25 protein-coding genes are annotated in these 24,717 nt (G+C 41.5%); 7 read left to right on the top strand and 18 right to left on the bottom strand.

Annotation, left to right across the window (positions count from 1 at the left end):
* Positions 1–147 precede the first annotated feature (147 nt).
* The 7 genes from E0485_RS17670 to E0485_RS17640 form a co-directional block, all read right to left on the bottom strand.
* The gene (locus tag E0485_RS17670) at positions 148–720 is read right to left on the bottom strand and encodes a GNAT family N-acetyltransferase (protein ID WP_132419400.1); all 573 of its coding nucleotides are present in this window, start codon (positions 718–720) and stop codon (positions 148–150) included.
* A gap of 17 nt (positions 721–737) precedes the next feature.
* Complete coding sequence (locus E0485_RS17665; RefSeq protein WP_132419399.1) at positions 738–1,865, bottom strand: DHHW family protein; 1,128 nt, start codon at positions 1,863–1,865, stop codon at positions 738–740.
* Positions 1,866–1,880: 15 nt separating this feature from the next.
* The gene (locus E0485_RS17660; protein WP_132419398.1) at positions 1,881–3,287 is read right to left on the bottom strand and encodes an MBOAT family O-acyltransferase; all 1,407 of its coding nucleotides are present in this window, start codon (positions 3,285–3,287) and stop codon (positions 1,881–1,883) included.
* Between the two features lie 126 nt (positions 3,288–3,413).
* Positions 3,414–3,929 carry a DUF4358 domain-containing protein gene (locus E0485_RS17655; RefSeq protein ID WP_132419397.1) on the bottom strand — a complete coding sequence of 172 codons (516 nt, stop codon included), beginning with the start codon at positions 3,927–3,929 and terminating at the stop codon, positions 3,414–3,416.
* Positions 3,930–4,125: 196 nt separating this feature from the next.
* Positions 4,126–4,512, bottom strand: a complete 387-nt coding sequence (locus E0485_RS17650) for a rhodanese-like domain-containing protein (protein WP_132419396.1) — start codon at positions 4,510–4,512, stop codon at positions 4,126–4,128.
* Positions 4,513–4,517: 5 nt separating this feature from the next.
* Entirely contained in the window at positions 4,518–4,793 is a 276-nt protein-coding gene (locus tag E0485_RS17645; RefSeq protein ID WP_132419395.1) for a metal-sensing transcriptional repressor, read from the bottom strand.
* A gap of 2 nt (positions 4,794–4,795) precedes the next feature.
* The gene (locus E0485_RS17640; RefSeq protein ID WP_207911009.1) at positions 4,796–5,107 is read right to left on the bottom strand and encodes a rhodanese-like domain-containing protein; all 312 of its coding nucleotides are present in this window, start codon (positions 5,105–5,107) and stop codon (positions 4,796–4,798) included.
* 232 nt (positions 5,108–5,339) lie between these two features.
* On the opposite strand from E0485_RS17640, the gene E0485_RS17635 reads away from it, so the two are divergent.
* The gene (locus E0485_RS17635) at positions 5,340–6,662 is read left to right on the top strand and encodes a globin-coupled sensor protein (RefSeq protein WP_165921219.1); all 1,323 of its coding nucleotides are present in this window, start codon (positions 5,340–5,342) and stop codon (positions 6,660–6,662) included.
* Positions 6,663–6,671: 9 nt separating this feature from the next.
* On the opposite strand, the gene E0485_RS17630 is transcribed toward E0485_RS17635, so the two are convergent.
* The 11 genes from E0485_RS17630 to E0485_RS17580 form a co-directional block, all read right to left on the bottom strand.
* Positions 6,672–6,872: a hypothetical protein gene (locus E0485_RS17630; RefSeq protein ID WP_132419393.1), complete on the bottom strand. Its 201-nt coding sequence runs from the start codon at positions 6,870–6,872 to the stop codon at positions 6,672–6,674.
* A 125-nt stretch (positions 6,873–6,997) separates the two neighbouring features.
* On the bottom strand, positions 6,998–7,624 hold the full coding sequence (locus E0485_RS17625) for a 3'-5' exonuclease (protein ID WP_132419392.1): 627 nt from the start codon (positions 7,622–7,624) through the stop codon (positions 6,998–7,000).
* A gap of 116 nt (positions 7,625–7,740) precedes the next feature.
* Positions 7,741–9,951 carry a bifunctional 2',3'-cyclic-nucleotide 2'-phosphodiesterase/3'-nucleotidase gene (locus tag E0485_RS17620; protein WP_132419391.1) on the bottom strand — a complete coding sequence of 737 codons (2,211 nt, stop codon included), beginning with the start codon at positions 9,949–9,951 and terminating at the stop codon, positions 7,741–7,743.
* 200 nt (positions 9,952–10,151) lie between these two features.
* On the bottom strand, positions 10,152–10,556 hold the full coding sequence (locus tag E0485_RS17615; RefSeq protein WP_132419390.1) for a CBS domain-containing protein: 405 nt from the start codon (positions 10,554–10,556) through the stop codon (positions 10,152–10,154).
* 153 nt (positions 10,557–10,709) lie between these two features.
* Complete coding sequence (locus E0485_RS17610; protein ID WP_235857613.1) at positions 10,710–11,024, bottom strand: DUF779 domain-containing protein; 315 nt, start codon at positions 11,022–11,024, stop codon at positions 10,710–10,712.
* 32 nt (positions 11,025–11,056) lie between these two features.
* Positions 11,057–12,577 (bottom strand): aldehyde dehydrogenase, encoded by a 1,521-nt coding sequence (gene adh / locus E0485_RS17605; RefSeq protein ID WP_132419388.1) that lies wholly within the window; start codon positions 12,575–12,577, stop codon positions 11,057–11,059.
* 85 nt (positions 12,578–12,662) lie between these two features.
* On the bottom strand, positions 12,663–13,520 hold the full coding sequence (locus tag E0485_RS17600) for an SDR family oxidoreductase (RefSeq protein ID WP_132419387.1): 858 nt from the start codon (positions 13,518–13,520) through the stop codon (positions 12,663–12,665).
* Positions 13,521–13,659: 139 nt separating this feature from the next.
* Positions 13,660–14,337 (bottom strand): deoxyribose-phosphate aldolase, encoded by a 678-nt coding sequence (gene deoC / locus E0485_RS17595; RefSeq protein ID WP_132419386.1) that lies wholly within the window; start codon positions 14,335–14,337, stop codon positions 13,660–13,662.
* A 34-nt stretch (positions 14,338–14,371) separates the two neighbouring features.
* Positions 14,372–15,694 carry a pyrimidine-nucleoside phosphorylase gene (locus E0485_RS17590; protein ID WP_132419385.1) on the bottom strand — a complete coding sequence of 441 codons (1,323 nt, stop codon included), beginning with the start codon at positions 15,692–15,694 and terminating at the stop codon, positions 14,372–14,374.
* Positions 15,695–15,980: 286 nt separating this feature from the next.
* On the bottom strand, positions 15,981–17,768 hold the full coding sequence (locus E0485_RS17585; RefSeq protein WP_132419384.1) for an ankyrin repeat domain-containing protein: 1,788 nt from the start codon (positions 17,766–17,768) through the stop codon (positions 15,981–15,983).
* Positions 17,769–17,998: 230 nt separating this feature from the next.
* Positions 17,999–18,577, bottom strand: coding sequence for a hypothetical protein (locus E0485_RS17580; RefSeq protein ID WP_132419383.1), 579 nt, complete (start codon positions 18,575–18,577; stop codon positions 17,999–18,001).
* Positions 18,578–18,749: 172 nt separating this feature from the next.
* On the opposite strand from E0485_RS17580, the gene E0485_RS17575 reads away from it, so the two are divergent.
* The 6 genes from E0485_RS17575 to E0485_RS17550 all read left to right on the top strand — a co-directional run bounded on the left by E0485_RS17575 (position 18,750) and on the right by E0485_RS17550 (position 24,697).
* Positions 18,750–19,031 (top strand): hypothetical protein, encoded by a 282-nt coding sequence (locus E0485_RS17575; protein WP_132419382.1) that lies wholly within the window; start codon positions 18,750–18,752, stop codon positions 19,029–19,031.
* A gap of 270 nt (positions 19,032–19,301) precedes the next feature.
* Positions 19,302–20,690 carry a hypothetical protein gene (locus tag E0485_RS17570; RefSeq protein WP_132419381.1) on the top strand — a complete coding sequence of 463 codons (1,389 nt, stop codon included), beginning with the start codon at positions 19,302–19,304 and terminating at the stop codon, positions 20,688–20,690.
* 140 nt (positions 20,691–20,830) lie between these two features.
* The gene (locus E0485_RS17565; protein ID WP_132419380.1) at positions 20,831–21,322 is read left to right on the top strand and encodes an ECF transporter S component; all 492 of its coding nucleotides are present in this window, start codon (positions 20,831–20,833) and stop codon (positions 21,320–21,322) included.
* Positions 21,323–21,335: 13 nt separating this feature from the next.
* Positions 21,336–22,118 (top strand): AIR synthase related protein, encoded by a 783-nt coding sequence (locus E0485_RS17560; RefSeq protein ID WP_132419379.1) that lies wholly within the window; start codon positions 21,336–21,338, stop codon positions 22,116–22,118.
* 16 nt (positions 22,119–22,134) lie between these two features.
* On the top strand, positions 22,135–23,898 hold the full coding sequence (locus tag E0485_RS17555; RefSeq protein WP_132419378.1) for an ABC transporter ATP-binding protein: 1,764 nt from the start codon (positions 22,135–22,137) through the stop codon (positions 23,896–23,898).
* A complete protein-coding gene (locus E0485_RS17550) occupies positions 23,891–24,697 on the top strand; it encodes an energy-coupling factor transporter transmembrane component T family protein (RefSeq protein ID WP_132419377.1) in 807 nt (268 codons plus the stop codon). The genes E0485_RS17555 and E0485_RS17550 overlap by 8 nt, the downstream gene beginning before the upstream one ends.
* The last annotated feature ends 20 nt before the right edge of the window (positions 24,698–24,717 follow it).

The raw sequence follows: 24,717 nt of genomic DNA, 5'->3' as shown, positions 1-24,717 counted from the left end.
CTGCCGGGCGCGATGCGGCAACTTTGGGCATTTTTTCGGTAATTAGTTTCCGAAGTTCGGAATTTTTTTACCGTTTGCACTCTCGCAGCGTCCCCCAACCGTACTGCCGGGCGCGATGCGGCAACTTTGGGCACGGTTAAACCACTCTTATCTATTATTTATTGTATCATCCTCTGAAAGGGCTAACCACTCTGACACAAGCAAGGAATAGACGACCATATTCATATACACGTCCCCAATCAAATCAACCTGCCTTAATATCCCCTCCTGGGTAAATCCAAGACGATGAGCCAGATCTCGACTGCGAACATTGCGTGGATCAATTCGAAGCTCGATCCGATTCATCTGCCAGTTCTCAAATGCATACTGAATTAAGCAAGCACACGCCTTCGTCATAATCCCTCTGCCTTGATAATCCTTCCCTAGCCAATAGCCCATGGAAACATGCCGTACTCGCCAATTCGGCAAATGTAATCCGATTACACCACATAACTGACCGTGTAAAAATATTCCTGCAGTAAACCCAGCATTGTTCGCATAAAGACTAATTGTGCTTCGAATAAAATCTTCCGAATCTTGTACGGTGATGGTTGAATCGATCCATGGCATCCACTGTCTAAGATGTTCACGATTCATATCTGTCAAACGGAAAAGAGCATCAACATGAGACGGCTCCAGAATCTGCAAAGTCAAACCATCATCAATTACTTGAACAGGCATCCATATTCAACTCCTACTCAGCGACCAATCAGCTTAATCGTAGGGTCTTGGCTGAAAGTCGACACATTATATAATAATAAAATTTCTGTAATGCCTGCTTCCTTGATATAATCCCGAACTTTCAAATTATAGTAACGAAGATCCAGCATATGAATTTCTTCGTAATGATTCAGCAAGAATGGGACAAAGCAATGGGCATAGGAATCTTTTACAACAAGCAGCTTCTTATTGTTTTTTACATTCGATCTTATCGTAATCAACGCATGATTGCCATCTAAAAATACATCATATTTATTCTTCTTGTCTAAATGTTCTCTGGCATACATGGAATTCAGCTTTCGACCATCATCCTGAATGATAATAGAGGCCAGTAATTCTCCTGCAAAATGAGGCAATACAATCTCATCACTGACACTTCTGCGAATATTTGCTTTGGAATAGTAGGAGCCTTGGAAACGATCAGTTACCTTTTCCCAAGATACTTCTACAGGGTTCCATCCCATCTGCTTGCACAACGCTTGATAAGCTGCATAAGCTCCCCATATCGTCCAATGATGATCTGTTTTGTAATACAGATTGTCCTTAGCTGATCCGGTATATGATCTTAGAGTCCCTAACACATCCAACCATTGTACTTGTGGTTCTAGCCATTCTTGCACGTTCTTAATCGTTAGTCCCTGATCATACGGAACTGCATAAGCAGGCAGCTTATCATCAAGTACTTTAACCGAATTCGGTACAAGCAGCATTCTAATCGGTATATGGGGCATGGTTCTAGCCAACTGATTAATCCCTTCCACATTGTCCTTTACAATATCGCTAACGGGAGCTTCTGCTTTTTCCAGTAAATAATCATCCTTGCCAAAATAAATGCCATTATTCTCTTTACGCTGCCGAAGCCGCTCCATATCTGACTTGAGTCCAACCCAGTAGTCACGACCAATAAATTGATCGGACACATACTTCTCTGCTTCCTTCGTGAATTCTCCTGATACTACACGATCCCAATTCCACGCTGGCAGCTGCTGCAAGTAACGATTCTCTGCTTCAGAGAAGCTAACATCTTTACTTAACAAGCTCCAAAGGGACAGACCCGTTATAAAAGCAACAAACCAACCGATTAATATGCCATTTGATTTGAACATGGTGAGTTCCCACCTTTAGAACCGAAAGTATAAAAATGGATTGTACGATGCATCGACAAGGTAAGCTACAGATAGTACAACCAGCAGCAAATATACGGGCTGTAGTACAATTTCGGACAGTTTTGCATATCGGCTCTTCCAGCTACAAACCATGTTTTCCACAATAGGTGTTGCGCACAGAATCAGGATAAGAAGCAGCAGGATATTCGTATAGAGCAAATAAATAAACTGATCGTTCATTAGGCCATCACTAACTATGCCAAACATCGCTGCTAAATAAGCAAAACCTAAATCCAGCTCATCAAAGGCAAACAACACCCAACTGACTAAGAGCAGTATCCATGTATACGCATGGCTGATCCACCGAGATGATCGAGTTAGTAAACGTAAGATCACGTATTTCTCAAGTACGATTATAAGACCAAAATATAAGCCCCATAAGGCAAAATTCCAGCTAGCCCCATGCCATAGACCTGTCGCTAGCCAAACTACAAATAAATTACGATATACCTTCCAGGTTGCAACTCGATTACCGCCAAGCGGTATGTACAAATATTCTCGAAACCAAGCGCCAAGTGTCATATGCCATCTTCGCCAGAATTCCGAAATGCTTTGAGAAATATAAGGATAATGAAAATTTCGTGGAAACTCAAAGCCAAACATACGTCCTAATCCAATTGCCATATCCGAGTAACCGCTGAAATCATAATAAATTTGCATTGCAAAAGCGGCGATTCCTAACCATGCGGTCAACAGGGGAAGTTCACCTGCTGGCATATGCCGTACTTCATCCCATAGCATGCCAATGTTATTTGCCAGCAGCAATTTCTTGGCAAGCCCGATAATGAACAGCTTTATTCCATTTGCAAATTGAGGAATCGATTCTCTGCGATGATTAAGCTGGTCAGCTATCACATGATATCTCACAATTGGGCCAGCAATTAATTGAGGGAATAGAGCGATGTACGTTCCAAAAGCAATGATATTACGCTGAACAGGTGCATCTCCTCGGTACACATCAATTGCATAGGACATCGTTTGGAATGTATAGAACGAGATGCCTATCGGTAATGGAAGCTCATGAATCGCCCATGCGGTTCCGAGAATTTCGTTCGCACTCTGAACGAGAAAGTTCGCATATTTAAAAAAGCCTAATATTAGAAGATTGATCGTAAGTGAGGAAATCACAAACCATTTGGCGATTCTTTTGTTATGTAAATAATGATGGATGAGTAAACCGTGAAAATAATCAATGACGGTTGAAAAAAGCATTAGCAGCACATATACGGGCTCGCCCCAGGCATAGAACAGCAAGGAGCATAAGAAGAGCAGTAAATTACGAATCGTTCGAGGCGCAGCATAATACAGGATAATAACAGTTGGCAAAAATACAAAAATAAACAGCAATGAGCTAAAGACCACTAGGATTATTCCTCTCAAAGTAGCGATATTTCTTAACCTTGGCTATAAAAGGAATAATTATGCAGAAATAAGGACTATAGCAGATTCACTGCTCTAGTCCTTATTATCCTTTTTACAACATTCTGGTTATTGTGTAAAGCTATCGAAAATAGCCGCTAATTTATCCGCATATGGTGAAATTGCCATAAATACATAATTACCATTTGATTTAATGACTGGTTTCTGAGCTATTTCGTATTGATCTTGCAAATAAGTCTTAAAATTATCCGCTACCTTATCAGCACGATTCTTCATAGCCGCTTTAACGGTTTCAATTTGGCTCGCATCTTTTACTTCAACAAAGGCTAACTCGTCTACTTTAACATTCATCATCGGTGCCAGAATAAGAACTTGTTTATAATCTCCTGTAATGAGCCCGTATCTCTCTTTGATTAAATCAGGCTCCATCTCGATCATCTTCAACATTTCTATATCTTCAAACATTTTATCCGCGATATCTGCTACTACTACATTTGCTTTAGGCGTTGAAGTTGGAACTTCTGATGTTGATGTTCCCACGTCCCCACTCTTACTACCGCACGCGCTCAGTACGAGTATCAAGCAAACCGAAATAGAAGCAATTAAGATTCTTTTGTAAATCATTATATAAATCTCCTTTTATGTGTAATATAACCTAGATTATAACAATAATGATTTGCATTTATCGTGATTTGTATCACGAGGCCAATCAACACCAAAAATTACCTCCTGATGCGCTATTGTATTGGAGATCATAAGCTGTACAAAAAAACTGCTGGGTGAATAACCCCAACAGTTGATTTTGACAATAGAGACAATTTTATTTCACTTTCTTGCCTTTCCAGCTTAAGAATCCACCTTGCAAGTTGACAAGGTTCGTGTAACCATTCTTACTGAGCACGCGACCTGCTTGTCTGCTTCGCATCCCGCTCTGACAATAGATAAATAACTGCTTATCTGAAGGGATGTTCTTTAACTTATCATTCAGTGATGACAACGGATAATTAACTGCTCCTACGATATGCCCACCTTTGAATTCACCTGGCTCCCGAACATCAATTACGAGACGATTCGCAGTGCTCTGAATAGCCTCCTCAAATTGTGCGGCATTCATATTGCGCATTCCTCGGATTGAGCTAAATCGGGTATAGAAGAAAATTACAATGACAATCGCAAATAAAATCCATATGATGGTATTCGACGTCATCTTGATCACCTACTTTTTATCATAAGTTCAACAGCCTGTTCAATCAGCGTATTAATATTTTCATCTGAACCTGATCGCTGTTCTTCTTTAATGCAATCACTCAGATTATTGGCAACAATATGTGCAATCGCTTTATCAACGGCGTTGCGAACTGCGGTCAACTGACTTACGACATCTTTGCAGCCCTTCCCATCGTCCATCATTTGCAATACGCCCCGAACCTGTCCTTCGACTCTTCTAAGCCGTTTGCGAATATTAACGTCGTACTCGTATTGCTTCACGGTTATTCACCTTCCTCTATATCCCCTTGCCATGCAAGCATACCACCTAACATATTAATAACGTTATAGCCTGATTCTGCTAAATACTCACAAGCTCTAGCGCTGCGACCGCCGCTTCTGCACACGATGATCGTTTCTTCATTTGGATCAATTTTACCTACATGATCTCCAAATTCACTTAACGGAACATGAACTGCACCAGGAATATGTCCATCGATCCATTCATCCATTTCTCTTACATCTACAATGCGAAGCTTCTCCTTACCCATACGCTGTAAGACTTCACTTGCCATTTGACTTCTATAATCCGCCATTTGATCAACACTCCTTAAGAATACTCATCTATTATATTCAACAGTCTTAGACTATCTCATATACCCATAGGGGTATGTTAATATCATATTTCTATTTACGAGAATTGTCAAATCCTATTTAGAAATTGCGTATATTGCTTACTGCCACATAGCTTTACCCATACAATCTGTGTATACTAAATTAGATTCGTACTTTTGTTTAGACTCTAAATAAAACGAGGAGATGCTCTATATGTGTCCATTTCAGAAATTATCCAATTTTCTCTCGTTTGGCAATAAACAAGACAAAAATTGGATAAACGAAGCATCAGAAGAAACTGCAACAATAGAATCGTTTAATGGAACCGAACTTGTATCCCAGATGAAATTGATCGGGCTAACGGTGGAGGATCTTAAAATGATCAAGAAACTTCAGCCGTTAATCGAGGAACATATTGATGAGATTATTACCGGATTTTATCAAAGTGTTCTAGATATCCCTAAACTTAAACAAATGATTGCTAAGTATAGTTCGATAGACCGTTTAAGAGCTACACTTAAACAGCATCTATTGCAAATGTTCTGTGGAACAATTGATGAGGAATACATCCGAACCAGACTTAAAATTGCAGAAGCACATCATCGAATCGGTCTTGAATCTAAGTGGTACCTAGGTGCCTTCCAGAAGCTTCAAAACTCTTTTAGTAATGTAATTAGTAAAAAATTTCACAATCAAGAAGAAGCTCAGATCATCAACAATATCATTGCGAAGCTTCTTAACTTTGAACAGCAGCTTGTCCTCGATGCTTATGAGAAAAAGCATATGCTCGCTCTTGAGCAGCAGTACGAACGCGTCAAAGAAGAAGTTAAAATGAAAATGTCGAAAGTGAACAACGAACTCATTCAGCTAAGCGAACAAACCGACTCTTTTGTCCAAACTTTAATTACGAGCAGCACACAATTCAATGATTCCTTCCAGCAAACCGTTGGAAATTCAAAGAACACCAAGGAAATGGCAACAGAGGGGCAAACTATGCTGGAGCAGCTTGTTTCCCATATGAAATTGATTCATGACAAAACAAAGCAAATGGAAACTGCAATCAGCCAATTAAATCAAGCCTCTGATCAGATAAATCGAGTTATTGATATTGTTGAAGGGATTGCCAAGCAAACCAAAATGCTGTCATTCAACGCAGCCATCGAAGCATCTCGTGCCGGGGAATATGGAAGAAGCTTTGCAGTTGTGGCAAAGGAAGTACAAAAGCTATCTGAGGATTCCCGCTTAACAGTTAGTCAAATTACGGATTTAGTTTCACAATCAGCTACTTTCACAAGTCAAGTGGTCGCATCTATTCAAGATGTTCAAGTCTTGATGTCACAAGGCAAACAGGAGTCTGTCAAGACGCAAGAGGTATTTGATCAGATTGTCCAATCGATGGAACATAATATGCGAGAAATTGATAAAGTGAATATGGAAATCCATTCCCTTGTCAATGCAATCGATGAAATTGGCTCTTCGACGCGTCAGTTAGCAATATCCGCTGAAACGATCAAGCAAGTCACTTACAACATGTAATTTCAGACGCTACGGATTGTGTGAAATAAAGTTACCATGTGTAGTTAAATAATACATAGCGATATAAATAGCTGAGAAAAGCACGATCCACATGAATTTCTTGCTGCTGGGCCATCTGCTATTCATGAGAATTAATAAGATACCAGCAGGCAAAAACAAGATATTCACAATGACGACAACCCACATTTGTTGATACCATTTTATTGCCATGATCGATTACCTCCTGTTTGCTAACGGTACCTTAACATCAAGTCTCCCCTGAACAGGAAATATCATACAAAAGCGACTGAGGAATCTTCTTCTCCCCAGTCGCTTTATTCATATCAACACAACAATTACGCATTGCCTCTAATGCGGTCTTCATACACATTTTCTTGTGCCACAGGAATTGCATAATCTGGCATCCACTTGGGCGGACCATATTTTTTTAGATATCCAAGCTTGTTTATATATGTATCAATTGGAGCTTCATTATATAAAGCTTCTAACAGCTTCCAACATCCATTTACATCATTCAGTGCCCGATGAGCTCCTTCGAGCGGAACAGCATACCGATTGCACATATCACTTAACGTATAGGGATAAACACTGCGATCTCTACTAATCGTCAATGTATCAAGGAAGGAATTGTTAAAGGATCGGCCCGCTAGCCGCTTAAGTGTATAGTGCAGGAAGCTTAAATCAAACGCAGCATTATGTGCAACTAGTACATGATTCCCTAGAAAACGATTCAAAATCTTGAATGCTGTTACTTCATCCATGCCATAAGCAAGATCCTCATCCGTAATCCCCGTGATTTCTGTTATCTTCGGCGCAAGCTTGCCATCATATTGGACAAGTGTACGAAATTCACTTGCAACAACGCCATCAATCACACGAATGGCTGCGATCTCAATGACTCGATCCCTTTGTGGATCTAATCCCGTCGTCTCAAAATCAAAGACAGTCAAATTTCTTAGCATATCCGTACGAGTACCTCCTTTGTTATCACGATCAATGCCCTATGTCAGCTAGGTATATTATAACATAAAGCAGCCCCTAAGAAGATTGCTCTTCAAAGGGGCTGATGATGAAGTTATTATTTCGCTGGAATTTTGATTTGTTGTCCAATTAGAATTAAATGTGGATTCGCGAGCTTATTATATGCTGCAAGCTCTCTCCAATCTAAACCATAAGACTTCGCAATTCTGGAAAGTACATCTCCTGCTTTAACCACATAAATCTGTTCTCCGGCAGAAGTAGTTGGTTCTCCTGTTGGTGCAGTTGGTACTGTTACAGTCGTTGTTCCAAGCTTAGTCGTATCCAAAATAAACTTAGCAAAGCCTGTTTCTTTATTCGTATCAACATACTTCAAAGCACTGTTGCTAGCTGCCAGCTCTTGAGCCTTAGGTGAAGTTTCAAATGTGACCTTCACTTTATCGTTAATTGGAGCAATAGACCAGTTATTATCAGCAGATGGGTTAATCGTTCCGTTCTCACGAATGTAATCGATAACGATTTGACGATTCTCATCTGGCGAGCTGATGACGATTGTGCTGCCATTAGCACCTGGGAAATTGCCTCCGCCACCTGCGCGGTAATTATTCGTTACAACGATGAATTTATCCGCTCCATTAATTGGTTTACCATTGAATTGTAAATCCTTAATCCGATTTGCGTCTTTATTCAACAGCTTACCGCCAACATCATACTTGGAAGGCTGTGTTACGTCAATTTTGTATGTAACACCATCAATCACGTCAAAGTTATATGTTGGGAACGTATCATTCACTAGAGGCTGTTCTTCTGTTTTATTCGGATCAATTTGATTAAATTGTCCCGCAGAACGCTCTAGCCATTCTTTTACCAAATCACCTGTAATCAACACTGCATAGAGTGTATTAGGATAAACATACAGGTCAGCCATGTTCTTAACTGCAAGATCGCCAACTGGAATATCCGTATAATAGCTAACTCCATTACGTCCGCCAGCTTTGAAAGGAGCACCTGCTGAAAGTACAGGAAGGCCATCTAACTCAGTGCCTTTGATGTTCTTCTCGACGTACCACTTTTGTGCATTCGTTACAAGCTGAATGGAAGGATCATCTTGAATAAGAGCAAAGTAACTGTTAATCGGCGCTGTTGATTTGCCAACAGATCCACGAACATACTTCAAGGTTTCTTCATGCTCAGCTTTAACCGAATCTACGATTGCTTGATCTGCATCAACAAGCGCTTTTTTGTTCGCTTTATCGTAAATCGGAATTACGCTGGATTGCGAATCAACGACTTTCCATTTGCCATCAACCTTACTTAGGCTCAAATCGATAACACCCAGATTGTCCCCCCAGAAGCCAGGCTCAACAGCAGCAACTCCATTGATTGTTCCTTTCTTCATATCGACTCCCGCTTTCGCAAGATCAACGCCAGCAGGTCCTGCAAATTTCTCATTCGGGAATGTCACATGCGCATGTCCGAATAATATTGCGTCAATACCAGGAACTTTACTTAATAGATAAGCTGCATTCTCGTCATTGCCCGTGCCTTCCACTGATCCAAAACCTGAATGCGGAATTGCAATAACTAAGTCAGCACCTTCTTTAATCATTTGGGGAACGAATTTGTTAGCTGTTTCAACAATGTCCTTCACGATGACTTTACCTTCAAGATTAGCTTGATCCCAATTCATGATTTGAGGTGGAACAAATCCAATCACACCAATCTTCAGCTTCTGATCATTGCCCTTCTCATCCTTGAAGGTGCGATCTAGCAGAAGATAAGGAGTAAAGTAATTCTTATCATTGTCAGGATTGTTATCTTTATCGTCAACATAGATGTTGGCATTTACATAGGGGAAATCTGCTCCTTTTAAACTGCGCTGCAGGAACTCTAACCCAAAGTTAAACTCATGATTTCCAATGTTCGCTGCGTCATAGTCTAATAGATTCATGGCTTTATAAACAGGATGTGTTTCTCCGTCCTTAAGAGGATCAACCTTCGCCATTACATCCCCCATCGGATTCCCTTGAATTAAGTCACCGTTATCAAACAGCAAGCTGTTCTTCGCATCATCGCGATATTTCTTAATTAAAGAAGCTGTTTTCGCCAATCCAAACTCATTCGTAACACTATCCTGATAATAGTCATAGTTCATGATATTCGTATGAATATCTGTCGTTTCCATCAATCGCAATTTCAAATCTGGACCCGTTGTTTCTGCTGCTGCTGCAGTTGCCATTGGCATAATAAGCATTGTAGCGGCAACGGACGCAGCAAGCATTTTACGAAATGAATTGGCCTTCTTCTTCATAGATACTTGTCCTCCTCAGAATTAAATCACTACAATCCCATATTAACAACCTGTGGATTAATATGTCAATTCGGAAAATTGTGATAAATTAGATAATTATGTTCCAAAAAGAAACGGTTGCAGCGTCCTTGTAGGGACGGAACACGTTTCTTAAGGTATTACTTAGAATTTATGAAACAAAAGTTAGGAATTCTATCATACTAAAATAGCATTTTGCTCGCACAATATTCGATAATGTCGCTTCTTCTAACGATTCCTATGAAATTATCCAGATCATCTACAATCGGTACGAAGTTCTGCACTTTGGCAAGGCTAATCAAATCTTCCATATTAGCATCTATGCGTACAGATTGATTCGGCCTCTGAATAGGAACTTCCGAAATAAAATGACGATGTGCATTCTCTAACGATAAATTCGCTGTATTTTTGAAGAACCACAGAATGTCTCCTTCTGTAATAGTCCCTACATATTTGCCCTCTTTATTCAAAATCGGAATCGATGTATAGCGATGGTATTCCATTTTCTCTAGCGCTTGGCGCAAAGTAAATTGCTCTGTTAAATAGGCAACTTCATTTTTGGGCAACAGAAAAAAGGCAATATTCATATTGCTTGCTCCTTTTAATCATCAATATTAAGATCAACAACCCCTTTCCTAGTATAACATAATTCCTTCTTCATCACCTTGTCTGCAAGTACCAATCAACAGAAATTAAACCGCTCCCTAAGATTAGGAAACGGCCAATTGCTGACGAACTACCTATTCAAACAAACGAGAACGCGTCAGGAATCTGACACCTTCTGGACCCTCAAGTGAGAAGCCAGCACCACGCCCAGGAACAACATCGATAATTAATTGTGTATGCTGCCAATACTCATATTGAGCAGCTCCTATAAAGAAGGGTACATCACCTATGTCGCCTAAGTAGACATCCTGACCTCCTACCTTGAATTCACCTGCGCGGAAGCACATCGGCGCACTGCCGTCACAGCATCCGCCAGATTGATGAAACATCAGATCGCCATACTTCTCTCTAAGTCTCTCTATTAGCTCAAGCGCCGTGGGAGTTGCCATTACTTTAGGCTCCGTCTCTTTACTCATTACGCTTAGAAGAAGCCTAATGCATTCGGACTATAGCTAACGAGCAGGTTCTTGGTCTGCTGATAATGGTTCAGCATCATCTTATGATTCTCACGCCCGATCCCCGACTGCTTATAGCCTCCGAAAGCTGCATGAGCTGGATAATCGTGATAACAGTTGACCCATACACGTCCTGCCTCGATTCCTCTACCCATGCGATATGCCGTATTCATATCACGGGTCCATACACCCGCTCCTAATCCATACAAAGTATCATTAGCAATGGAAAGAGCATCGTCAAAATCGTTGAAGCTTGTAACGGATACGACAGGTCCAAAGATCTCTTCTTGGAAAATGCGCATTTTATTATGGCCAGCAAATACGGTAGGCGACACATAATAGCCTTCGGCGAGATCGCCAGATAGAATATTGCGCTCCCCGCCTGTAAGAATCTCAGCTCCTTCACGTTTACCTAGGTCGATATAGCTCATGATTTTCTCCAGTTGATCTATCGATGCTTGCGCGCCGATCATCGTCTCTGTATCAAGCGGATTCCCCTGCTTGACTTGTCTCGTGCGCTTAACGGCCAAATCCATAAAGTCACTATAGAAGCTTTGTTGGACTAATGCGCGGGAAGGACAAGTACATACCTCGCCTTGATTCAGCGCAAACATCGTAAAGCCCTCAAGCGCTTTGTCTGCGAACTGATCTTTCTTCGCGAATACGTCATCAAAGAACACATTTGGCGATTTGCCGCCAAGCTCAAGTGTAACCGGAATAATATTCTCAGAAGCATACTGCATAATCAGTCTGCCTGTCGTCGTCTCTCCCGTAAAGGCAACTTTAGATACACGATTGCTGCAAGCAAGCGGCTTACCTGCTTCAAATCCGAAACCGTTTACAACATTAACTACGCCTGGCGGTAGAAGATCTCCAATCAATTCCATCAGCACCATAATGCTTGCAGGCGTCTGCTCTGCTGGTTTAAGTACCACACAGTTGCCCGCAGCAAGTGCAGGTGCCAGCTTCCAAGTTGCCATCAAGATAGGAAAATTCCACGGGATAATCTGTCCAACAACGCCTAGCGGCTCATGAAAATGATAGGCTACCGTATGTTCGTTAATCTCACTCAGTGTACCTTCCTGTGCTCGAATGACACCTGCAAAGTATCTAAAGTGATCAATCGCAAGCGGCAAATCAGCAGCTAAAGTCTCACGAACTGGCTTTCCGTTATCCCAAGTCTCCGCAACCGCAAGCATCTCAAGATTAGCTTGCATACGATCTGCTATCTGATTCAGGATTTGCGCTCTATGAGCTGGTGAAGTTCTGCCCCAACTTGATTTAGCGGCATGCGCTGCATCCAATGCCTTCTCGATGTCTTCTTCCGTTGAACGTGCAACCTCGCAGAATGCTTTGCCATTGACTGGAGAAGGATTTGAGAAATACTCCTCCCGAACAGGTGCGACCCATTCTCCACCTATGTAATTATTGTATCGACTGCGGAACGATACTTTACTGTTAGCTGATCCAGGTTGTTCATAAATCATGCCACCATCTCCTTCTATCTTAGAGTTAGTACCATGTATACTGATTTATGAACCAAATATGCCAATTGCAGCATCATACAACGATTTATTTGCGAAGCTGCCTTACTATGATTCGTTCATACCACTTCCAAGGCAGCAGGGTCTTAGCGAGTAAAGAGAGTGTTGAACCCCTGCCAACCATATAACGAAGCCTAGGTGCCTTGAGGCCTGCAACGCGAACAATGAGACTAGCAACATTGTGAGGATCACCTGCATTGGAGGCCGATTGCTTAGAGAATCGCAGGATATCTTCAAGATGATCGCGATAAGGAGATTCCTTATTCACCCTAGTTGCGATATGGTCAAAGCCTTTGTTCCAAATATCTGTATGATAGGACGCCGGTTCAATAAGGACCGTATAGATCCCAAACGGCAGCATTTCAAGACGCAAAGATTCACTAAAACCTTCAACCGCAAATTTGGAAGCTGCATAAGGTGCGATACCAGGGAAACCGAATCTACCACTAACGCTGCTAATATTAATGATTTTCCCTTGCTGTCTGGTTCTCATATGAGGCAATACAGCTTGTGTTACGGTAACTAGACCAAAGAAATTCGTATCTAGCTGTTTATCCCAGTCCTCTCGTGGAATTTCCTCAATATAGCCACCATAAGCAGTTCCAGCATTATTAACGAGTACATCTATTCGGCCGTACTTGACAATTACATTAGCTATCAAGAATGTGGCTTCAACCGGTATAGTTACGTCAAGCTGCAGGCATTCTATTTGATCAGCTACCCCTAATTGTGTCGCCTGATGTATTAAATCATGTTTCTTATCCAAATTCCGCATTGTAGCAATGACCTGATAGCCCTGCTTGGCAAATTCAAGTGCTGTCAATAAGCCAAATCCACTCGATGCCCCTGTAATTATGACAACAGATTTCGTAGAAATCGTAGACATCCTTAACACCTCCACCCTCATGTATCCATTATATACGACCTTTCTTCATGGATTGCTAACTGAATAGCATCATCAACTGCATATAGAGGTTGTCATAAATGACAACCCCTTGCTGCTTGCTACACCCTTTGAAGTTTATTTAATAGGTCGAACTTGACTGCTCACCTTGCATGATCGCAACACCGGAGCTAGCGCCAATACGAGTTGCTCCAGCCGCAACCATGGCCTGAAAATCCTCATAGCTGCGGATTCCGCCAGAAGCTTTAACGCCGATGTCAGGACCTACAGTTTGGCGCATAAGCGATATATCTGCTGCTGTTGCCCCACCCGTTGAGAAGCCAGTTGAGGTTTTGACAAAGTCAGCTCCTGCACGCACGGATAGCTTACAAGCACGTACCTTTTCTTCCTCGGAAAGTAAACAAGTCTCGATAATTACCTTCGTTAATGCTTTGCCATGTGCAGCTTCAACAACTGCGCGAATGTCACGTTCCACGAGCTCATCTTGCTTATCCTTCAGTGCACCGATATTAATGACCATATCAACCTCAGTAGCACCGTTTGCAATGGCATCCTTCACTCCGAACGCCTTGACCTCAGGTGTTGAAGCACCTAATGGGAAGCCGATAACGGTACAAACCTTTACGTCAGGAGTATCCCTTAATACTTCATAAGCAGTCGCCACATTAGCAGGATTAACGCATACAGAAGCGAACTTGTACTGCTTCGCTTCCTCAGCAAGCTTTACAATAGCCTCTTTGGTCGCATCAGCTTTGAGCAGGGTATGATCGATCATCCTTGCAATTTGTTGTTTGTCCATATGAATTTCCTCCAAGTTTCATTAATGATCGAATTTACTGGGCGGCAGAATCATGCGCATGAATCTCAGCATAAACAAGTGTCGGATAGTCCACCTTAACAGCTGAGATCTGATACGATTCATAAATACGCTGCATAACTTCATCTACAGACTCTGTATTGCTATAAATCGAAACGAGCGTATCTCCCTTCTTCACTTCATCCCCAATTTTCTTATGAAGTACAAGGCCTACACTAAGATCGATCACAGATTCTTTCGTTGCCCGTCCCGCACCTAAGATCATAGCTGCTGTACCAATGCTATCTGCTACAATTTTCGATACATAGCCATCCTCTTGCGATTTAACTTCTATGATATGTTTAGCTGCTGGAAGCTTGCTCGGATCATCAATAATCGAAGAATCCCCGCCTTGTGCTTCGATAAATTCCTTGAACTTTTGTAGTGCCTTGCCGCTAGTGATCGCCTCTTCGAGAATTTGGCGAGCTTCATCAATATTGTCAGCATGCTTTGCAAGCAGCACCATGTGGCTTCCAAGCGTAATACATAATTCATGCAAATCCGCAGGTCCTTCACCGCGCAGTGTATCGATTGCTTCCTTAACCTCTAGTGCATTCCCAATTGCATACCCAAGCGGTTGATTCATATCGGAGATAATCGCCATCGTATTGCGTCCCACGTTACTGCCGATCTCAACCATCGCCTGTGCCAATTTCTTGGCATCGTTAATATCTTTCATGAATGCTCCAGCGCCAACCTTTACGTCCAGCACAATCGCGTCAGAGCCTGAAGCGATTTTCTTACTCATAATCGAGCTGGCAATAAGCGGAATGGAGTTGACAGTCCCTGTTACATCACGCAAACCATACATTTTTTTATCTGCAGGAGCTAGGTTCCCTGTTGATCCAGTAACAGCTACCTTAATCTCGTTCACTTGTTTAATAAATTGTGCATTTTCAATCTCGACATGGAAACCAGAAATCGATTCAAATTTATCAACCGTACCACCCGTATGTCCTAATCCACGGCCGGAAAGCTTGGCAACAGGTACACCAACGGATGCAACGAGTGGAGCAAGCACAATTGTCGTCGTATCTCCTACGCCGCCCGTGCTATGTTTATCCACTTTAATACCTTCAATAGCGGACAGATCAATCGTATCCCCACTATTCACCATTGCTAGTGTCAGATCAGATGTTTCTCTTGGCGTCATTCCACGAAAGAAGATAGCCATTAATAAAGAAGACATTTGATAATCGGGAATTGAACCGTCGGTATATCCTTCCACAATATAATCGATCTCTTGCTTCGTAAGCTCATGTCCATCACGCTTTCGTTCAATAAGATCAACCATTCTCATCCTAATCACTCCTCTATCATATTCAAACTGATTTCCCCAAAAGAATAATGAAAGCTTGAGCGTCATTCCCATGCCAGCTGTAAAATACTGTTTATCTCATTTTACTATACCAAGGCGGTGAACGTATGTAAATGTATAGTTGAACTTTTGTCAAATTTCCAACTAATTATGCAAGAAGGCATCTCCGAATAATATTGCCGATCCGCTCAAATATCATCCTTTCCCCTACCATCAAGAAAAAAACCTTTGATCGCATCAAAGCATCAAAGGTTCCTAACAACATGATCTATTGAAAATTCAATTGATGTACATCCATCTGCAGCTTCTGATCCTGATCGAAGTATAGACTGGAGATTGTTCCGATCGCTTTATGATCTTTATACTCCCAAATAACAGGTGAGTTAGCTGAAGAATCTAGTTTAGATACAACATTAGGTTTGCCCCAAGCCATCGTCACTTGTTCTTGATTCATCCCCCTAAGGACCCGCCCCTGCTTGATCGCGTCCCATATCTCAGCTGTCCATTTGAACTTCTCTTGTGGATTCTGTGTATAGAACAGCTTATCAAATGCTTGAAGATCATCACCAAACACACTTACAATTTGACCGTCTTTCTTCTTTATGAATAACCTAGCATCTTCATCGGTTAGATACATGTCCTGAATGACGACTTCTTCCAGATTAGAGAATGGGAAACTCGCACCCAATATGCTGTAATTATCCCATTCAGCTTGAGCGGTTTGATTAACCCAGACTGTGCGACCAATCAAAGAACTGCTAATTGGAATCCATACATCCCCTTTGGAAGTCATTGCTCTGTACCAGCCATCTTGTTCTTGTTGAACTTTTAGCGACTGAACATCAAGAACTCCCGCGGGCTTTTGATCTCCTCGCTTCGCATAATAGTTCGTACCTTTTGGGAAATATTGATTATTAAAAAATAAAGGGAAATTCGTATACTTCTTATTTTCTACTAAACTACTGAGTGGATGATCAAGGTTTATATAAGAAACGACACCATCTGAGGATACTTTTCTTGCCCATCCCGTTATTTGATCATCCTCATAAACTCCTTGTAACTGATAACCAGAAGGCTCTGTATAAACACCTTTGCCATTCAGTCTACCATCAACAATTTCACCGCTATAGGACTTGCCATCTACATCTATGTATTTTCCATAGCCATACTGTTCATGGTCAATAAACTCGCCAACGTACTTCCCGCCATCTGTATAAATGATGGATCCATAGCCATTGAGTACACCATTCCAATACTCGCCTTTATGTACTTCTCCATCTGGAAATGTATAAGTTCCTTGACCCTCCCAATAGTCCTGCCAGGCTTCTCCTTTATACTTGTCCCCATCTTTGCTCGTATAGGAAACCTGCCCATTCAGCAAATCCTGGATAAATCGTCCTTCTGCAAGACTGCCATCCTCCATCTTCAGCTTTCCCTGCCCATAGGCAACACCGTCAATGACGCCGCCTGTATATACATCACCATTCGAATATGTAATTTTATCCTGTTTGGCTAGCTTTCCAATAAAAGAGTCCAGAATAGCCGAGTATCGTGCTCTCATTTCCATCGATGTTGCATCACTGAGATATTTGGAAAGCGCAAATTTGAATCCATTATAACCTTTCGTGCCTTTGGCAATATCCGCTTTAGCTTCAATTAATAGTTCTACAATCTGAGGCTCTGCAAATTTAACGGCTAGTTCTAAGATTGAATCACCAGATGGTGTTATCGTATTCGGATTCGCACCTGCATTTAATAACAGCTTCATTAATTCCGGCCGCGTTATAGCCCATTCCATTAGTGAATTCTTATTCTTATCCGAATAATTAGGGTTCACGCCTTGAGCTAACAGTTCCTTTACCTTCACAGCTTGATTCGTGACAATGGCATTCCGAAGCAATTCCTCTTGACTCGTAATAGACTCTTGCTTGAAAATCATTTTCTTCCCATCGAAATTAGCTGTAGTCGTGAGACTATCAGCCAAGATCAATTGCGTATTAGACAACATAAGTAATGGCACGAATAAAGCAATTGCCGCTATCCGTTTCAACTTCACAAACTCATCCCCTCTTATCCATATAATTCAAAGAATATTCTGCAAATATGATAGACAGCCAGAAGAAACGGTTTCACCCTCCTTAAAGGTGGGTGCGTTTCTTAGGGTATTACTTAGAATTTATGACACGAATGTTATAAATTCTATAATACCTATAGACAGCCCATACAATTTAATTTATGAGCCATCTATAAGCTGCAGAATAAATTGCTAACGAAAGATGGATTCACCTATAAGCATTCATAGAACAATATGTCCTCTGGGAGCCCAAAATACTGACAATAAATGTCACGATACTGCGCATCTGGATAAGCGCCGTTATGCATGTACTTTCTAGTCGTTGCAGGGGCAATCCCTTTAATTCGGCTAAATTCAGCTGATGATAAATTATGTACAGCGAACATTCCCGTTAGAATACGATTAATTTTGGTACCGGACAGAACGCCTTTATTGAACTTCTTGTCTGTTATCGTTTCCACTCTGTCATACATCTGATCATCATAAAATAAAACCGACTGCGGCAATCCGAACTTAAATGAAAGGAACGCCCGGTACTCCTCAGTTGGTTGAACTCCTTGATAAATCCATGCTGCCACCGTACGTGAGGATACTTCCATTTCTGCAGCAAGCTCAGATAGCTTAACATCCTCAATGATCATAACAGCCATTAGAATTCGATTCTGAATCACCCATTTTTTCGGCTTTCTAAATCTGGGTTTATGAATTCCTTTGCCTATTTTGTCTCTGTTAATTCTTGCCCAATCTTTCATATCGAGCTTTGTTTCTGGTTTGTCTTCGAGTAATAACATGATGTGTATCTTCCTTTACCTATTCCTTGGTGCATAGTCCATTATAGCAAAAAACAGTAATGGTACAAAATGAGTCAACTAACCTATTATAACAAGGATAAACGAACAAGCGTAATGGTAAATATCCCATATAATATGGGTGAGCACAGATAAGAAAGGAGCTGATAGCTATATGTCTTGCTGTTTCGAACAATGTCCTACAGAAACCATTGTAGACCCGCCAATTCGAGTTGTTCGTCATGTCTGTCATCCACAACTCATACGTGTCATTCATCCAATTGAAATCGTAACTCGTCATCACTGTGTACCCGTTTTTCAACATTGTCGTGTTGTCACAGAGGTAGATGAAACTCCTGAAGTGGTAACAAGAAGTACGAACAAGCGCGCTTCAGATAAAAAAGGACGTATCTCAAGTACCAAATCACGCAAGAAGAAACGGTTTCACCGTCCTTAGAGGCGGTGCGTTTCTTAAGGTATTACTTAAAATTTATGCGCGAATGGAATAAATTCTATAATACCAAGAAATCCAAGAAGTAATTCTTTCTTATAATAGGTGTTTGAATGAGGACTCATCCTGCTGAGTCCTCATTTTCCTATGACTATCAATCTATGATCATACTCTTTTGACATTGACAATTAATTAAGGATTATGTAAAATTCAAATTATATAATATACCATACTATTCCAATTGGAATTACAAAATTTAGGAGGGTATTACAAAAAATGAAGGCAACATTGAAAATTTTAAACAAGCCCTTGAAGACGTTAGTAGTATCTGCACTCTTATTTTCAGGTGCGGCAGCATTGTCACAACCGACCTATGCACAAGCTGATACAAGCAATATTGTGTATGCCTCACAATCTGTTACAGCAAGCGAATACAAGCAATACCTAGAGGATAACTATCAGATTAAACTCTCTGATTCTTTAACTAAGGGAGAATTCGTTAACGCGATTAGCCAAATTCTTGGCCTAAATGCACAAGAAGTAGAGAAGAATCAATTAGTAGATTTAACTGAAGCTAGCCCATACTATAAATCAGCAAATGCGCTATTTGCTAACGGCATTCTTGCTGAGAGCACTTTCAATGGTGATCAGCAGCTATCTCAATTAAATGCTGCAATCATTGCTGTGAATGCTTCCGATTTCAAGGAGCTTAGCTTTACATACCCTGAAGCAAAAGTTGTTGCCGCTCTTAGCAAACTTGGTTTGAAAGCTGAGTTTTTCTCAGTTCCAGCCGCGCAAACACTAGCAGTTGCTGTTGATACTGGTATCATTCCTGCTAGCAGCTATCTTAGCTTTAAACCAGCAGCGCCAATTTCCTCTGATGAGGCATCTGCTCTATTAATCAAAGTGCTAGATATTCATGGCAACTATAAGCACTATATTGGCTACGTTCAAGACAACAACATTTATAGCAAAGTTTACGAATCCTATCGTACACAAGATATCATCAAAGCCGATGATTTAAGAAATATTTTTGATACCGCATTAAAGCAAGACATTATTACTGGTTACAATTTAAAAGACAACCGTTATACCCCTAACTTTGACTCCAAACTTACATTGAGTTATGGTCATTCCGACATTACACATGCACTACAATTAATCGGTTTGTTAAAGAGCGAGGGCATCAATGCTAAAGTTCAGTTAGAGCCTAAAACATCCGCATTCATCTACTTGAAAGAGTGGGGTGAGCCTGCAATTTCAGATGACTATCAAGTGGTTCAAATCGAGAATGGTAATTTCATCGCTTATTCCAAAGAGTATGATATTTCGTTCGAGTTCGATACTGTGAAGCACAAAGAAGCATTCGACGCAATCATCAGTAAATATGCGAAGAAGAATGATGAAGATCAGTCAGGCTTAATCAAGGCTTCTTGGTGGCAGCCGCTTTACTCATCCATTAATGAACTTCCAAATTACAAGCAGATCACGAATAATAAAATTTCCAGAGGCAATTACTTTGCACAATCTTACACCCTAACACAAGACAGTGCAGATGTTGTTGCTGGCCTTAAGAAAATCGATCCTAAAGCAGAAGTTACATCCTATAATTTCTGGGTTGACCTACCTTTCTACAGCTATCTATCTGGTGAAGATTACAAATAAAAAAACGTTTTTCACAAAAAACGATTCCGATAGGGATCGTTTTTTTTATGGTCATTTTTATAGTGTATAGACATAGAAGGCAAGTCAAATTATCATTATTTGAATAAGGCTTTAGACCTTCACTACTAGGAGGAAAACCTATGAATTTAAAAAAAAGCTTCTGGACACCTAAGCGAATGGCTAGAATGGCGATCTTAATCGCGCTTAGTGCAGTAGGAGCATTCATCAAAATCCCTTCGCCATCAGGTACCGTTGCGCTAGACTCCGCCCCAGGATACTTTAGCGCCGCTGCATTCGGACCTCTCGAAGGTGCACTCGTTGCCAGCCTTGGGCATTTGTTCACGGCTGCAACTACCGGACTCCCATTAGGCTTGCCCATGCATTTAATTATTGCTGTGCAGCAAGGTCTTTGGGCAATTTTATTCTCCTATTTAATCCGCAGGGTAAATATTTGGGTTGCAATTGTGGCCGCAACATTATGTAATGGAATTATTGCAGCTGCATCGGTCATTCCTATAGGTGGGATTCCTTTGTTCTTAACCTTCCTACTCCCTCTAACGGTCGGCTCTGCAGTTAATGTTGGTATTGCCGCAATCGCTTATCAGACAGTCAAGAAGAGCAAACTAATCTAATGGAGATAAGGTAATGAAATCCTATATACAGCATCCTGTAAATTATTTACAAAAAGTGCGTGATCTTACGGTAATGGCGATTAACCAGCAGCAATATTTGGTCATCGCATGTGATTCAGATGGCGGGATTGGAAGCAAGCCTTTGGATACGGTCCAAGTACCGAATAAGTTACTCGCCACATTTGCCGTCCGAGTGCCGTTATTCGAGCTTATTGCTTGTGGTGCTGAACCATTCTTGGTCGTCGATTGCTTAAGTGTCGAGTATGAAGATACTGGCAAAGAAATTATCGACACAATCAAATCCTATTCACGCAAAGCTGGCCTTACGCAGGATGTCCAATTCACAGGAAGCACAGAAGAAAATGTGCCAACCCTTCAGACAGGTATTGGCATCACCGTTCTTGGTCTTGCAGATCAAGACAAGTTCTATCCGGGGAAATCGAAGCGTGGGGATGTAGTTGTCTGTGCCGGTATTCCCAAAAGCGCGCCAGAATTTGAGCTAACGATCGATGATCCTGATCTATTATCAATAGAAGATTTAATCCTGCTTCGCAAGCATCCTAAAGTAGGCGACATTATACCCGTTGGCTCCAAAGGGCTTCACTTTGAAGCGAACCAATTAGCAGCTAGCGCTTCACTCCTGTTCATACCGAATGAAGACAAAGACGGAATAATGGATCCATTACGCTCTGGGGGACCATCTAGCTGCGTGCTACTAACGATCGGTCGTGAACACGTAAGCACCCTATCAGCGATGATATCCGCCCCAGTGTTCATCATTGGAGAACTACAGTGAAAGGACGACTAGCCATATGAATCATGATCCGGCAATTCAAATGAGCGGGTTGTCTTTTCAATACGAGAAGTCTACCAAGCAGGACCTCCATAACATCAACTTATCTGTTCCCCAAGGAAAAATAATCGCGATTATGGGCGAGACGGGTGCTGGCAAATCAACATTGCTTATGACGTTAAACGGAATCATTCCGCAGTTTATCGAAGGCAAGATGGAAGGCTCCGTTCTTGTACAAGGCAGTTCTACACAGGAAGTCCCTATACAACAGCTTATAAGTAAAGCTGGTTTGGTGCTGCAGGATACGGAGACACAAATCTTCGGGCTTACGGTCTGGGAAGATACAGCTTTTGGCCCTAGTAATTTAGGTGTTCCACTGGATGATATCAAACTTAAAGTCAATAACGCTCTTCAGAAGGTCGGTCTAAGCGGTTATGAACAAAGGCGAACCGAGTTTATGTCAGGTGGTGAGAAGCAGCGACTTGCAGTAGCAGGTGTGTTAGCGATAGGACCCTCTATCGTAGCGCTTGATGAGCCTACCTCTGAGCTGGATCCGGAGGGGAAAGAGCTTATTTTCCAAATCGTTCGTCAGCTTCAGCAAGAAGGCATGACAATCGTCATTGCCGAACATGAATCGGAGCAAATTTTGGCATATGCAGATGAGGTTTATGTCTTACAAGAAGGTAAGCTCGTATGGAGTGGTACGCCTGAGCAGTTATTTTGCCATAAACAACTCGCAAGTGAATTCCGTCTACGTCCACCAGGCATCGCTTCTTTATACTGGGAACTTCAAGGCAAAGGTGTAGATCTTGGGGAAGCTTGTCCTCGTACTGCTGATGAATTAGTTGAACGCCTTATTCAACAACTAGAACTTGTCCCCTTATACCAAAATGCTAGTCAATTAGGTACAAGCGCTGTTACTTCACCTTTAGCCAAGCAATCTTCTGCTGAGAGCTGTATCCTGCAAATCCAGGATTTACATCATAGCTACAGCAATGGGTATGAGGCGCTTCAGGGGATAACGCTCGATATTAACGAGGGGGACTATATCGCGATCGTTGGCCAGAATGGTGCTGGCAAAACGACTTTATGCAAACATCTAAATCGTCTTCTTGCACCGACTAAGGGTCGGATTCTTTTTCAAGGAGAAAATATTGCAGGCCAAGATACTTACCAATTAGCTCCGCATATCGGGTATGTATTTCAGAATCCTGATCATCAAATTTTCTGTTCCTCCGTACTAGATGAAGTGACCTACGGATTGAAAACTCTCGGCATGTCCAAGCAAGAACAGCGGAATAAAGCGATGGAGGTTATTTCTTTCATCGGATTAGAACCCTATGTAGATGACCACCCCTTTACACTAGACAAAGGGCTGCGTCAACGTCTAGCTATTGCCTCTATTCTCGTATTAGAGCCGCAAGTACTGATTATTGATGAGCCTACTGCTGGATTAGACTGGCACGCAACAGAGCAGATGCTTCATATGATCCGTAATCTTCACCAAAAGGGGCATACGATTATAACGATCACCCATAATATGCAGATTGCTACGGAAGAGGCTAATCGCGTTGTAATCATGAGTAACGGAACAATCCTCAAGGACTGTGCTCCGCTTGCTATTTTTACAGATGAACCGATTGTACAAGCAGCCAAGCTGATACCGCCACAGCTCGTTCGCATGAATCAGTTGCTTAGTCGCTATATCCAGCTCAGTCCAGAACAGATAACGGCCGAAGAGCTAGCTGCTGCTCTATCAGAGAGGATGAGAAGCAATGCTTGATTATCATCCAGGGCATTCCATCATTCACAAGCTGGATGTTAGGACGAAAACGATTATTTTGAGCATGCTAATGATCCTATTATTTTTATTTAAAAGCCCATTATTTAACCTAAGCCTATCGACCTTCTCCACCTTGCTCGTGATCTATATTCACATGCCTTATGAACGATTATGGCGATTGCTTAAACCAACTATTCCTATTTTAATCCTTGTTGTTATTCTAGCAGGATTTACATACTCTGCTTCTAGCTTCGAATCAAGCTCAGCAAAGCAAATTCTGTTCTATGCTTGGTCAAACCATAAGCTGCCTTTCTCCTATGGTGGATTTTGCTGGGGATTAACACTGCTTTTTCGGATCTATTCGATGATCTTGCTGACGAGTGTATTCACTTTTACGACCCCAATTCATGATTTTATTCAATTGATGCACTTATTGCGCCTACCAGGCCCTCTTACATTCTTAGTTGTAACTGCTATACGTTTCATTCCTACCATGCAGAAGAAAGTAGAGCAAGTATTTGATGCTCAGCGTGCGAGAGGTGCTAGGTTAGCAGGCAAAGGTATGTTTGGACAAATAGTCGCTTATCTGCCGATCATGGTACCGTTAATCGTCGATTCCATCCGAATGTCAGAGAAATTGGCTATTTCCATGCTGAATAGAGGCTATGGCGCGACGACCAATTGGACCGTATTTCATCAATTGCATATGCGTATGATCGATTATCTGACGTTATTCGTATTTCTGATTGGATTTGCTTGCTGCCTATATTTCAAAATAATTGGATATGGTTCCCTATAATTACGTGCACCTTTGCAATA

It is taken from the genome of Paenibacillus albiflavus (genome assembly GCF_004344915.1).
Taxonomy (GTDB): domain Bacteria; phylum Bacillota; class Bacilli; order Paenibacillales; family NBRC-103111; genus Paenibacillus_AM; species Paenibacillus_AM albiflavus.
The sequence above is the reverse complement of the archived record's forward strand: the minus strand, read 5'-3'. Positions and strand labels throughout refer to the sequence as shown.